Raw genomic sequence first — 12224 nt, 5'->3', positions numbered from 1 at the left:
GGCCGGCGGTGCCGGGGCGGGCTCCCTTGCCGCCGCAGGGGAACGGCCGGACGCCGCGGAAGCGGCGGTGCGCGGATGAACCTGTTCGAGGAAACCGCGGCGTGGCTGGCGGATCCGGTCAACTGGGCCGGTCCGGCGGGCGTGCCGGCCAGGCTGGCCGAGCACCTGTACTACAGCGCCCTGACCCTGGTGATCGCCGCGGCCATCGCCGTGCCGCTGGGGCTGTTCGTCGGCCACACCGGAAGGGGGCGCCTCGCCGTCGTGGGCATTGCCAGCGGACTGCGGGCCATGCCCACGCTGGGCCTGCTGACCCTGTTCGTCATCCTGATGGGCCTGGGCCTGATGCCGCCGATCTACGCCTTGGTGATCCTGGCCATTCCGCCGCTGCTGGCCGGCACCTATTCGGGGATCGCCGCCGTCGACCGCCAGCTGGTGGACGCCGCCCGGGCGATGGGCATGACCGAGTGGCAGGTCCTGTTCCGCGCCGAATTGCCCAACGCGCTGCCCGTGCTGCTGGGCGGCGTGCGTGCCGCCGTGCTGCAGGTCATCGCCACGGTGGCCGTCGTGGCCTACATCAACCTGGGCGGCCTGGGCCGGTATCTGATCGACGGGCTGGCGGTCCGTGACTCGGTGCGGCTGTTTGCCGGTGCGCTGCTGATCGCGGCGCTGGCACTGGTCGTGGACGCCTTGCTGGCCGCGGTGCAGAAAGTCGCCGTGTCGCCCGGCCTGCGCGGCTTGAGGGGGCGGGCCGAAAGGCAGAACAAGTAAGGTTGGAACAGCCAGTGCCGGCACATGAGGAGATGAGCATGAAGGACCACCCCGGGAACAACGCCAGCAACCGCGGACACGACAAAAACCCGGCCGCGCGGCGCAGCGTGCTCGCCGCAGGGGCGGCCGCCCTCGCCCTGGTGCTCGCTGCCTGCGGCGGGGGATCCGACCCCCTGCAGGATTCGACGCCGGCACCCGAAGGCAGCACCGGCGGGTCCCTGGTGGTCGGTGCCAGCGGCGGCACGGAGAGCCAGATCATCGCCGAAATCTATGCGGGCGCCCTGACCGCCGCCGGCTACGACGTCACCACGAAACCGGGCATCGGCTCGCGCGAGGTCTACGTCAGCGCCGTCCAGGAAGGGTCTGTGGATATCATCCCGGACTACAGCGGCAACCTCCTGCTGTTCTTGGACACCGAGGCGACGGCGGCCTCCGCCGGGGACGTCATGACAGCCTTGGCTGATGCCCTGCCCGAGGGACTCGGCGTGCTGGAGCCCGCATCGGCGGAGAGCAAGGACGCGATGGTGGTGACCAAGGCTACGGCGGAGGAATACCAGCTGACGTCGATCGAGGACATGGGCCCGGTGTGCGGCGAACTGGTGCTCGGAGCCAACCCCGAATTCGCCGAGCGCGAGTACGGGCTGCCGGGGCTGGAAGCCAACTACGGCTGCGTCCCCAAGTCCTTCGAACCGATCAACGACTACGGCGGACCGACCACGCTCAACGCCTTGATCACCGACAAGATTCAGGTGGCCGACATCTACACCACCACCCCGTCCATCGAGGACAACGACCTGGTGGTGCTGGAAGACCCGAAGAACAACTTCATCGCCCAGCAAGTGCTGCCGCTGATCCGCAGCGACGCCGTGGACGAGCAGGCGGCCCGGGTGCTCAACGAGGTTTCGGCAGCGCTGACCACCGAAGACCTGATCGACCTCAACCGCCAGGTCAGCGGGGACGAGAAGCGCAACCCGGCCGACGCCGCCGCGGACTGGCTGGCGGAAAAGGGCCTGGCCGGCTAGGGGCCCAGGCTCCCGTTCACGCGCCGCTTCGGTCTCCGGGGCGGCGCGTGCCGTGTGCGAAGATCGTTGGATGGCCCAGTACAAGCAGTCCAACAAGCTCCACAACGTCCTCTACGACATCCGCGGTCCGCTCCTCGAGCATGCCCAGCGGATGGAGGCCGAGGGCCAGCGCATCCTCAAGTTGAACATCGGCAACCCGGCGCCGTTCGGATTCGAAGCTCCGGACGCCATCCTGGTGGACATGATCCGCAACCTGCCCACCGCGCAGGGCTACAGCGATTCGCGCGGCATTTTCTCGGCCAGGACCGCGGTGTCGCAGTACTACCAGACCCGCGGCATCCAAGAGATCGGCGTGGACGACGTGTACCTGGGCAACGGGGTCAGCGAGCTGATCACCATGAGCCTGCAGGCGCTGCTGAACAATGGGGACGAAGTGCTCATCCCGGCCCCCGACTACCCGCTCTGGACCGCGTCGGTGTCGCTGGCCGGCGGCCACCCGGTGCACTACCTCTGCGTCGAGGAAGAGGGCTGGCTGCCCGATCTCGAAGACATCGAACGGAAGATCACGCCCAACACCAAGGGCATCGTGATCATCAACCCGAACAACCCCACCGGCGCCGTCTATCCGCGGCACATCCTCGAGGGGATGCTGGAACTGGCGCGCCGGCACAACCTGGTGGTGTTCTCGGACGAGATCTACGAGAAGATCCTTTACGAGGATGCGGAGCATGTGAACACGGCGCTGCTGGCCGACGACGTGCTGGTCATGACGTTCAGCGGCCTGTCGAAGGCCTACCGCGTGTGCGGCTTCCGCAGCGGCTGGATGGCCATTTCCGGGCCGAAGCACCTGGCCGCGGACTACATCGAGGGCATCAACCTGCTCACCAACATGCGGTTGTGCGCGAACGTGCCCGCCCAGCATGCTATCCAGACCGCCCTGGGCGGCCACCAGAGCATCAACGACCTCATCCTGCCCGGCGGCAGGCTGCTCGAGCAACGCAATAAAGCCTATGAGCTATTGAACGCCATCCCCGGCGTCAGCACGCAGCAGGCCAAGGGCGCGCTCTACCTGTTCCCCAGGCTCGACCCGGAAGTCTACGGGATCAAGGACGACGAACAGTTTGCGTTGGACCTGCTCAAGCAGCAGAAGATCCTGATCTCGCACGGCCGGGCGTTCAACTGGACGCAGCCGGACCATTTCCGGCTGGTCACGCTGCCCAACGTGGACGTGCTGACCGAAGCCGTGGGGCGGATCGAGGAGTTCCTGGCCGGATACCGGCAGTAACAGCCGCGTCTGCGTAGCCGCGCCGCCGGCGGCTCGGTAGGCTGTCGCCACCCGCACCGCCGGCCAAGCCGGCCGGGCCGAACAGGAGGACCAGGTGGAACAGACCGGATTGCCCGAGTTCATGCGGACGCCGTCGGAGATGCTGCGGGTCGGCCCGGGATTCGGCCTGGCGGGTGTCGATACCGGCTCCACGCCCGGATTCCTCGGCGGCAGGACCGAGGGAAAACTCCTGCTCAGGGCCTCCGACCGCCGGCTGTCCGAACTGCAGGAACGCCTCTTCGCGCAGAGCCGCGCCGGGGCGCCGGACGCGGTCCTGCTGGTGCTGCAGGGGATGGACACCTCCGGCAAGGGCGGGATCGTCCGGCACGTGGTCGGAGCCGCCGACCCGCAGGGGATTTCCCACCGGGCCTTCAAGGCGCCGACGCCGGAGGAGCTGGAGCACGATTTCCTCTGGCGGGTGGAGCGGGCCTTGCCCGGTCCCGGCATGATCGGAGTGTTTGACCGGTCGCACTACGAAGATGTGCTCATCCACCGCGTGCACGGGCTCTCGCCCTTGGCGGAGGTGGAGGCACGCTACGGGCAGATCATCGACTTCGAGGCGATGGTGGCCCGCCGGGGCATCCGGATGATCAAGGTCATGCTGCACCTGGGCAAGCGCGAACAGGGCAAACGGTTGCGCGACCGGCTCGACCGGGCCGACAAGCACTGGAAGTACGATCCCGGCGACGTGGACGCGCGGCGGCGCTGGGACGAGTACCAGCAGGCCTACCAGGTCATGTTGGAGCGGACCAGCACCGTCGACGCGCCGTGGTTCGTGGTGCCGGCCGACCACAAATGGTATGCACGGATCGCCGTGCAGGAGCTTCTGCTGCAGGCGCTGGAAGACATCGACCCGCAGTGGCCGCCGGCGGGCTTCGACGTCGAGGCGGAAAAGGCCCGCCTGGCTGCCTCGTAACGCACCCCCGCCGGGTTGGCCGGTCCGATGCCCGGGAACCGGGCTGGCCGGGGCGGACCAGCGGGATAACACCGGGGACGCGGCGGTTCCGCGGCGGACTAGAGGGGTGATACCGGGGACGCGGCGGTTCCGGGGCTGCCCGGGCTGGCCGGCGACGGCTCGGTCCCTGCCGCCTCGCGTGCCGCGTCGAGCCGCTGCCGTGCGCCTTCCAGCCATGCCTCGCAGCGGGCCGCCAAGGCCTCGCCGCGCTCCCACAGTGCCAGGGACTGTTCAAGGCTGGCGCCGCCGGCTTCCAACTGGCTGACGACGGCCACCAATTCCTCGCGCGCCTGCTCATAGGAGAGGGAGGCGACGTCGGGCGGTGCGGGCTGCTCTGTCATGGGGTCTCGCTTTCGGTGCCGGTGTTGTGTGGTGGTGTCTGGGATTCCGGGAACGACGTCAGGGAAGGGCTTCGGCGGAGACTTCGCCGACGGCCACCCGGAGCCGCAGCCGTGTTCCGGCCGGTGCGTCCGCCGCGTCGCGCAGCACCCGGCCGTCGGGCAGCTGGGCCACGGCATAGCCGCGGTCCAGGGTGTTCTGGGGGGACAGTGCGCGCACCTGTGCCTTCAGGTGGGCGACCCGGTCGCTGTCACGGTGCACGGCCGCCGAGACGGCCTGGTGGGCCCGGGAGACGAGCCGGTGGAGATCTTCCGCCCGGACATCCACCATGCCCGCGGGGTTTGCCATCACCGGGCGGCTGCGCAGCGCGGCCAGGCGTTCGGTTTCGCGGTGGACCATCTGCTCCACCCGGCGGGCAAGCAGGGCGCGGGCCTGCCCGATGCGATGCAGTTCCTCGCTGACGTCAGGGACGATGCGCTTGGCGGCGTCCGTCGGCGTGGAGGCACGCAGGTCCGCGACGTCGTCGAGCAGGGGCCGGTCCGCTTCGTGTCCGATGGCGCTCACCACCGGCGTGGCGGCGGCGGCCACCGCCCGGACCAAATCCTCGTTGCTGAAGGGCAGCAGGTCCTCCAGTGAACCTCCGCCGCGGGCGATGACGATGACGTCCACATCGTTGCGGGCGTCGAGCTCGGCGAGTGCCTGCATCACCTGCGCCACGGCATTCACGCCCTGGACGGCAACTTCCCGGACCTCGAATTCGACGGCGGGCCAGCGCAGCGAGGCATTCCGGATGACGTCCTTCATGGCGTCGGAATCGCGGCCGGTAATGAGGCCGATGCGGTGCGGCAGCAGGGGCAGCCGCCGCTTGCGGGACGGATCGAAGAGCCCTTCGGCGGCCAGCGCCCGGCGCAGCCGCTCCAACCGGACCAGCAGGTCGCCGAGCCCCACCGGCCGGATGTCCCGGGTCTGCATGGTCAGCCGCCCGGTCTTGACGTAGAGGTCCGGTTTGATCTGGGCCACCACCCGGGAGCCCGGTTCCAGCGGCAGCTCCAGGCGCGCCATCACGCTGCCCCAGACCACCAGGCTGAAGGATGCCTCGGCGTCGGTGTCCCGCAGCGTCAGGTAGGTGGTGGCGTTCCGGCGGTTGAGCTCAATGACCTGGCCTTCGACCCAGGTGGGCGGCACGCGGTCGATGTGCATCTTGAGCTTTTGGGACAGCAGCCGCAGCGGCCACGGGTTGTCCGCCGTCGTCTGGTTGGCAGTCGGGGGCAGGGTCGATTGTCCGGTGCCGGCGCCTTGGACCGCGCTTGACTCCATGAATTGCCCCTTCCGGAGGTGTGATTCCGACGGCTGCCGGAGACCCTCCATTCTTACCAGTTATCTCTGTCAAACCGATTCTCTGTTGTACTGGGTAGGGGTAGGCGGCGCTCCTCGAGGCCCGCCGGATCTGCCTGAAGCAAAGCAAGGAAACGGAGGAGACCGTGCGGACGTTGTTGGCTGCGGTCGGCGGGCTGCTGGCCGTGCTCCTCGCCGGAGCCGCGCTGTGCGGGGCCTGGGCCAACCAACGGGTGCTTGACCGTGGGGGCTTCGTGTCGCTGGCCGCCCCGCTGGGCGACGACGCCGGGTTCCGGTCGGCGCTGGCCGCCACCATCACGGAAGAAGTTGCCGGCAGTGCCGAGTTGCCGGCCGGCCTGCAGGAACTCGTGCGGCCCATCGTGGAGCGAACCGCGGGAGCGATGACCGAACTGGCCGGATTCCCGCGGGCCCTGAAGGAGTCGCTGGCCCTGTCTCACGCGCATACGTTCTCCGGGACTTCCGGGGGAGAGGCGGCCGTCACGCTGGATATCGCCCCCATGGTGGAGTTGGCGGTTTCGCGGGTAGCGGACGCGCTGGGTACTAATATCCGGAGCCCCGAGCAGGTGTTGTTGCCGCTGGGCTCGGCCGAGGCGGGCGGCGTCCTGGCCTCGGTGCGGGACCTGCCGTCGCAGTGGTGGGTTGCCGCGGTGGCAGCGGCCGCGGCACTGGTGCTGATGCTGCTGGCCGCCCGGCGTCCCGCCACGGCGCTGGCCTGGGCCGGTATTGGCGCGGGATTACTGGGCGGGGTCCTCTGGCTGGCCTCCGGGCTTGCACCGCCGCTGGCGGTGAATGCGGCGGGCGAAAGTGCGTTGGCCCAGGTGTTCCTGGGGAGGCTGGTCGAGTTGGCCGTCGCCGACTTCCGGCCCTGGGCCGCCGTCTTTGGCGCCGCCGGATTGGGGGTCGCGGTGGCCGGTTTCACCCTGCGGGCGGTGCTGGGCGGGGCCCGGCGGACCGGGCCCACGGGCTAGCATAGAGGCATGGCCAGTACTGCTGTTTCCCTTTCCATGCCTACCATTCCCCGCAAGCGCCGCACCCCGGACGAGGTCTGGGCTGCTGCACCCGTGGACGGTGACAAGAAGGTGCTGCTGGCGGCCCCGCGTGGATACTGCGCCGGCGTCGACCGGGCCGTGATCGCGGTGGAAAAGGCGCTGGAGCATTATGGCCCGCCCGTCTACGTGCGCAAGCAGATCGTCCACAATGTGCACGTGGTCTCCACGCTGGAGGAAAAGGGCGCCATCTTCGTCGAAGAGACCGACGAGGTGCCCGAAGGCGCCCTGGTCGTCTTCTCGGCGCACGGGGTTTCGCCTGCGGTGGTGCAGTCCGCCGAGGACCGCCAGCTGCGGACCATCGACGCGACCTGCCCCTTGGTGACCAAGGTGCACCGGGAAGCGGTGCGGTTCGCCCGCGACGGCAACGAGATCCTGCTGATCGGTCACGAGGGACACGAAGAAGTCGAAGGGACCTACGGGGAAGCGCCGGACCACACCACGATCGTCAACAACCCGGACGAGGCGCGGACAGTGCAAGTGCGGGATCCGGAAAGGCTGATCTGGCTGTCGCAGACGACGCTCTCGGTCGACGAGACGATGGAAATCGTCTCCATCCTGCGGGACCGCTTCCCGGCTCTGCAGGATCCGCCGAGCGACGATATTTGCTACGCCACGTCCAACCGCCAGGCCGCGATCAAGAAGATTGCACCCCAGGCGGACCTGGTCATTGTGGTCGGCTCGGAAAACTCATCCAACTCCGTGCGGCTGGTCGAGGTCGCCCTCGAGTACGGCGCCAAGGCGGCCTACCGCGTGGACTTCGCCAATGAGGTAGACGAGTCCTGGTTCGAGGGCGTGGCCACCGTCGGCGTGACCTCCGGAGCCTCCGTGCCCGAGGTCCTGGTGCGCGAGGTGCTGCGCCTGTTGGGCGACTACGGCTACGGCGACGTGGAAGAAGTGGTCACCGCCGAAGAGGACATCCTTTTCTCGCTGCCGAAGGAATTGCGAGCCACGCTCAAGGAACGCGGCGACGAATCGCGCGGCCTCGGCGGCCGCGTCACCCGCCCGGGACGCTAGCGCCCGGCCACCGGCGGCGCCCGGGAGCCAAGCCCGGGGCCCGGCATCCTTTGCCGGGTCAGTAGGACCGGCGCCGGCCGCAGCGTCACTGGCCTGGCGCTGCCCGCCCTGTTACGCGGCCGGGTCCCGGCCTTCAATCAGTTCGGGGGCCGAGAGCAGCCGGGGCGTGTTCTCCAGGGCCGCCGGGGCGGCGGGCTCCTCCAAGGACGTGCCGTCGAAGGCGTAGATCTTCCGCGCCGTCGGCAACACCCTTGATTCCAGCGTCCCCACAAACGAGTTGTAGCGCTCGACCGAGCTCTTGAGCGACGAGCCCAGCCGGGTGACATGATCGCCCAGCGTTCCGAGCCGCTCGTAGAGCTGGCGCGACAGGTCGAAGATCTCGCGTGCGTTGTCCTTGAGCACTTCCTGCCGCCAGGTAAAGGCCACCGACTTCAGCGTGGCCAGCAGCGAGACGGGGGAGACCAACGCAACGCTGCGGGCAAAGGCGTGGTCAAGCAGGCCGGGATCGGCATGCAGGGCGGCGGAGAGCACCGCCTCCGAGGGCAGGAAACAGAGCACCAACTCCGGGGAAGCCTGCAGGTTCTCCCAATACTTCCGCCCCGCCAGGGCGTCCACGTGCGCGCGCACCGCCTTGGCATGGGCGTTCAGCAGATCCACCCGTTGCTGCTGTTCGGCAGCCGATGCGGCCGCCGGAATTTCCTGGGCCTGCAGGTAGGCGCGCAGCGGGACCTTGGCATCCGCGACGATGGACTTTCCACCCGGCAGCCGGATGATCATGTCCGGACGGCCGGTCCGGTCCGCGCCGGCGAGGTGCACCTGCTCGTCAAAGTCCACCCGGGCGAGCATGCCGGCAGCTTCCACCACCCGGCGCAGCTGCACCTCGCCCCACTGGCCGCGGGCGGAATTCGACTGCAGCGCGGAGGCGAGCGTCTGCGTGGAACGCATCAGCGCCTCGTCGCTGCGCTGGGCTGCACGCAATTGTTCGGCCAACTGGCCGAACTGCTCCACCCGGTCCCGTTCCAGCAGGCTGACCTGCTGCTGGACGAGCTTGAGCTTCTCACCGACCGGGATCAGGGCGCGCAGCACGGTGTTCTCCTGCTCGTCCTGGGCGTAGAGCTGTGTATTCTGCTCGGCGAGCATCCGGCGCTCCGCCTCCACCCCGGCGAGGCGGGCCGAGAGCTCTGCCAGCCGGTCGCCGTCGTCCTTCGCGGCGTCCTGCAGATCCGCCAGCCGGCGGCGGAGAAGGACGGCCACGGCCGCGGCGCCGGCGGCGGCGCCCACGAACAGGGCCAGAAGGGCGAGAAGTACATGCGATGCATCCATACCTTCACCATGCCAGCCGCCTCGGACAAAATCCGGCACGCGGACCGATGTGTCCGGGCCACGGTATCCTTGACTACCGTGGCTCTAACTATTGGCATCGTCGGACTGCCCAACGTCGGCAAATCAACCCTCTTCAACGCACTGACCCGCAACAGCGTGCTCGCGGCAAACTACCCGTTCGCCACCATCGAGCCGAACGTCGGCGTGGTCTCGCTGCCGGATCCGCGGCTGGAGAAGCTGGCGGAGATCTTCGGGTCGCAGCGGATCCTGCCCGCGACCGTGTCCTTCGTGGACATTGCCGGCATCGTCAAGGGGGCTTCCGAGGGTGAGGGGCTGGGCAACCAGTTCCTGGCGAACATCCGCGAAGCGCAGGCGATCGCCCAAGTCATCCGTGTTTTCGACGACCCCGACGTGGTCCACGTGGACGGCAAGGTCGACCCGCGTTCGGACATGGAAACCATCAACACCGAGCTGATCCTGGCCGACCTGCAGACCTTGGAGAAGGCCCTCCCGCGGGTGGAGAAGGAAGTCAAGATCAAGAAGCGCGACGCTGCGGAGCTGGCCGCCCTGCAGGCGGCGCAGAAAGTCCTGGAGCGCGGCGACACCGTCTTTTCCTCCGTCGAGAGCGACAAACTGGACATGGAGAACCTCCGGGAACTGAGCCTGCTGACCGCCAAGCCGTTCATCTATGTGTTCAACGTCGACGACGCCGTGCTCGGCAGCCCCGAGCGGCAGGCCGAGCTGCGCGGGCTGGTAGCACCCGCCGACTGCGTGTTCCTGGATGCCAAGCTCGAAGCTGACCTCGTGGAGCTGGACGAGGAAGAGGCCCGCGAGATGCTCGAGATGAACGGCCAGGACGAGTCCGGGCTGGACCAGCTGGCGCGGGTGGGCTTCCACACGCTGGGCCTGCAGACCTATCTGACGGCCGGGCCGAAGGAAGCGCGCGCCTGGACCATTAACCGCGGCGACACCGCGCCGCAGGCGGCCGGCGTGATCCACTCGGACTTCCAGCGCGGTTTCATCAAGGCAGAGGTGGTTTCGTTTGCCGATCTGGTGGAGGCGGGGTCGATGGCCGAGGCCAAGGCCCGCGGCAAGGTGCGGATCGAAGGCAAGGACTACGTGATGGTCGACGGCGACGTGGTTGAGTTCCGCTTCAATGTCTGACGCTCTGCCGGCTTGCCCGGAGTGCCACGAGGCGTTCACCTACGAGCAGGGCGCATTGCTGGTTTGCCCGATGTGCGGGCACGAGTGGCCAAAAGACTCGGAGGAGGCCACGGCCGAGACCACGCCCGAGGCCGCTTCGATCAAGGATGCTGTTGGCAATGTGCTCGCCGATGGTGACACGGTCACGATCGTCAAGGACCTCAAGGTCAAGGGCGCCGGTGGCGGTGTGGTGAAGGTCGGCACGAAGGTGCGCGGCATCAGACTCATTGAGGATGGCGTGGGCGATCACGACATTGATGCGACCGTTCCCGGCTTTGGGCGGATGCAACTGAAGTCCAGCGTGGTGAAAAAGGTCCTCTGACCCGCGGCCATTCACAATGGACCAAGGTTTCGTCGTCGACGGGCCTGTCCACAATTGGATCATCGGAACCAGTCGATGCGTCGTCAACTGCGCTATCTGCGGCCGGGCCTCGGCGCCGGCCAACCTTTGGCGAGGAAACGGTCCGCCGCCCTGACACGCTTTTTAGTCGGGCTGCTTGCGCAGTACTGCCCAGGCTTGGAAACCGCCGATAAGGTCGGTCGCACGGGTCAGTCCCAGCCGCTGCAGGGTGTGCAGCGAGGCTGGAACTGTAGCCCTCATTGCAGACGACGACGATCCGCCGAGCGGGGTCGTCAGCGGTCGCGAGCCGGTGGGGGCTGGAAGGATCGAGCCGCCACTCGAGAACGTTTCGGTCAATAACGACCGCTCCCGGAAGATCACCGTCGCGGTCTCGCTGGTCGACCGGTCGTGTGTCAACGACAAGGGCGCCTGCTGCCACCTCCCGCTCCAGATCCGAAGCGTGAACACGCTCAAGCCCGATGCGGCTCTCAAGTAGCAATTGGTCGATCGTAAGAGTCCCGGGAGAATCGCTGGGATCTAAACTGCGTTGACGGGTCGCGGCGCCGTCGTCGGAGATATGACACTGCTTCACCGTTTTCCTCGCTTTGCCTGCTGATGGGCCGGTCGTTCCACTGTGAAGCGCAATAATGAGCTACTTTGGTCGTCATTTTCAAGGGGATGGAGGAAGCAAGCTCATCGTGTCCCCGCGGCCTTGCCTCGTTGGTCGCGAGCTATCGCGAAGGACTTGCAGGCTGGGTTCACCGAAAGAGGCTTCTACGCCGATATGGCGAAGTCAACCGAGAGGGACGTTCAGCGTGAGATCGAAAATGACCTGCCCACCGACGACGCTTTTGGTAAACCACCTCCGCTGCCAGTGTCATAGCTTTGCAGAAAGGTATGACAGTGACAGCGGCGCTAGATTGAACGCGGTTGAGTGGGCGGGCCAGCCGCGTTGGCCGTGGGGGTCCGCCTCCTTGAGCTGAAACGCTCGATCCGTCGCACCGGATGCCGGTTATGCCCTGAGTCGACACTTCTCGTCCTTCGACATCAAGACCGCGGATCCGCGCTTTGAGACGATCTCAACCTCGATTCGGTCGAGGTTGACCCGTTTGATGAGACAGACAGGGCGCGCCGGGCTTGTTTCGCTGTCACAGCCCGTCACTGCCTCCTGGTTGAACGGCTGTCGGGGTATCGGTGGGGGAGTATCGCGATGGGGACAGGCTATCGCGCGCATCTACGGCAAATACGCCCCCCAACGCGCAACTGGGATGTCTCAACCAATGAGATCGCCCGGCGGTCCGGCGTGGGTGTCGCTACCCTGTTCCGACGCTTCCCGACGCGGGATGATCTGGTGGCGGCCGCCTTCACAGAAAAGATGCATGCCTACTCCAAAGCGATCGACGAAGCCCTCGCAAACCCCGAACCGTGGGAAGGCTTCTGCACCTACATTGAGCGTGTCTGCCGGATGCAGGCGAACGATCGCAGCTTCGCAGATGTCCTGACCATGACCTTTCCGACAGCCAAGGCCTTC

At 67.5% G+C, this 12224-nt stretch carries 11 protein-coding genes and 2 pseudogenes; 9 read left to right on the top strand and 4 right to left on the bottom strand.

Going from position 1 to position 12224, the window contains the following annotated elements; translation table 11 throughout:
• The first annotated feature begins 75 nt into the window (after positions 1-75).
• From AC5RUH_RS09540 to AC5RUH_RS09525, 4 genes are all read left to right on the top strand, one after another.
• Positions 76-768, top strand: coding sequence for an ABC transporter permease (locus tag AC5RUH_RS09540; RefSeq protein ID WP_494000369.1), 693 nt, complete (start codon positions 76-78; stop codon positions 766-768).
• Positions 769-806: 38 nt separating this feature from the next.
• A complete protein-coding gene (locus AC5RUH_RS09535; protein ID WP_494128437.1) occupies positions 807-1790 on the top strand; it encodes an ABC transporter substrate-binding protein in 984 nt (327 codons plus the stop codon).
• Between the two features lie 70 nt (positions 1791-1860).
• The gene (locus AC5RUH_RS09530) at positions 1861-3075 is read left to right on the top strand and encodes a pyridoxal phosphate-dependent aminotransferase (protein ID WP_494000367.1); all 1215 of its coding nucleotides are present in this window, start codon (positions 1861-1863) and stop codon (positions 3073-3075) included.
• A gap of 121 nt (positions 3076-3196) precedes the next feature.
• A complete protein-coding gene (locus tag AC5RUH_RS09525) occupies positions 3197-4030 on the top strand; it encodes a PPK2 family polyphosphate kinase (RefSeq protein ID WP_494110197.1) in 834 nt (277 codons plus the stop codon).
• Positions 4031-4128: 98 nt separating this feature from the next.
• Here the strand turns inward: AC5RUH_RS09525 and AC5RUH_RS09520 are convergent, their stop codons facing one another.
• Entirely contained in the window at positions 4129-4410 is a 282-nt protein-coding gene (locus AC5RUH_RS09520) for an exodeoxyribonuclease VII small subunit (RefSeq protein ID WP_494012635.1), read from the bottom strand.
• A gap of 58 nt (positions 4411-4468) precedes the next feature.
• Positions 4469-5725, bottom strand: a complete 1257-nt coding sequence (gene xseA / locus AC5RUH_RS09515; RefSeq protein WP_494128436.1) for an exodeoxyribonuclease VII large subunit — start codon at positions 5723-5725, stop codon at positions 4469-4471.
• 164 nt (positions 5726-5889) lie between these two features.
• Between xseA and AC5RUH_RS09510 the strand changes: the two genes are divergently transcribed.
• Both AC5RUH_RS09510 and AC5RUH_RS09505 read left to right on the top strand, forming a co-directional pair.
• Complete coding sequence (locus AC5RUH_RS09510) at positions 5890-6732, top strand: hypothetical protein (protein ID WP_494128435.1); 843 nt, start codon at positions 5890-5892, stop codon at positions 6730-6732.
• Positions 6733-6741: 9 nt separating this feature from the next.
• Positions 6742-7827 carry a 4-hydroxy-3-methylbut-2-enyl diphosphate reductase gene (locus tag AC5RUH_RS09505; RefSeq protein WP_494000363.1) on the top strand — a complete coding sequence of 362 codons (1086 nt, stop codon included), beginning with the start codon at positions 6742-6744 and terminating at the stop codon, positions 7825-7827.
• A gap of 111 nt (positions 7828-7938) precedes the next feature.
• Here AC5RUH_RS09505 and AC5RUH_RS09500 read toward each other — a convergent pair whose 3' ends face one another.
• Entirely contained in the window at positions 7939-9150 is a 1212-nt protein-coding gene (locus AC5RUH_RS09500) for a DNA recombination protein RmuC (protein ID WP_494128434.1), read from the bottom strand.
• Between the two features lie 78 nt (positions 9151-9228).
• Between AC5RUH_RS09500 and ychF the strand changes: the two genes are divergently transcribed.
• Together ychF and AC5RUH_RS09490 are read left to right on the top strand one after the other, a co-directional pair.
• Complete coding sequence (gene ychF / locus AC5RUH_RS09495) at positions 9229-10314, top strand: redox-regulated ATPase YchF (RefSeq protein ID WP_494000361.1); 1086 nt, start codon at positions 9229-9231, stop codon at positions 10312-10314.
• A complete protein-coding gene (locus tag AC5RUH_RS09490) occupies positions 10307-10675 on the top strand; it encodes a zinc ribbon domain-containing protein YjdM (RefSeq protein WP_494128433.1) in 369 nt (122 codons plus the stop codon). Before ychF ends, AC5RUH_RS09490 begins: the two co-directional genes overlap by 8 nt.
• 292 nt (positions 10676-10967) lie before the next feature.
• Here AC5RUH_RS09490 and AC5RUH_RS09485 read toward each other — a convergent pair.
• Positions 10968-11132, bottom strand: a pseudogene (locus AC5RUH_RS09485) (rhodanese-like domain-containing protein); the annotation flags it as partial.
• 771 nt (positions 11133-11903) lie between these two features.
• Here AC5RUH_RS09485 and AC5RUH_RS09480 point away from each other — a divergent pair.
• Positions 11904-12044, top strand: a pseudogene (locus AC5RUH_RS09480) (helix-turn-helix domain-containing protein); the annotation flags it as partial.
• Positions 12045-12224: the final 180 nt, after the last annotated feature.

This window comes from Arthrobacter sp. Y3223166 (assembly GCF_059090935.1).
Note: the sequence above shows the minus strand (reverse complement) of the source record. Positions and strands in the feature narration are given on the sequence as shown.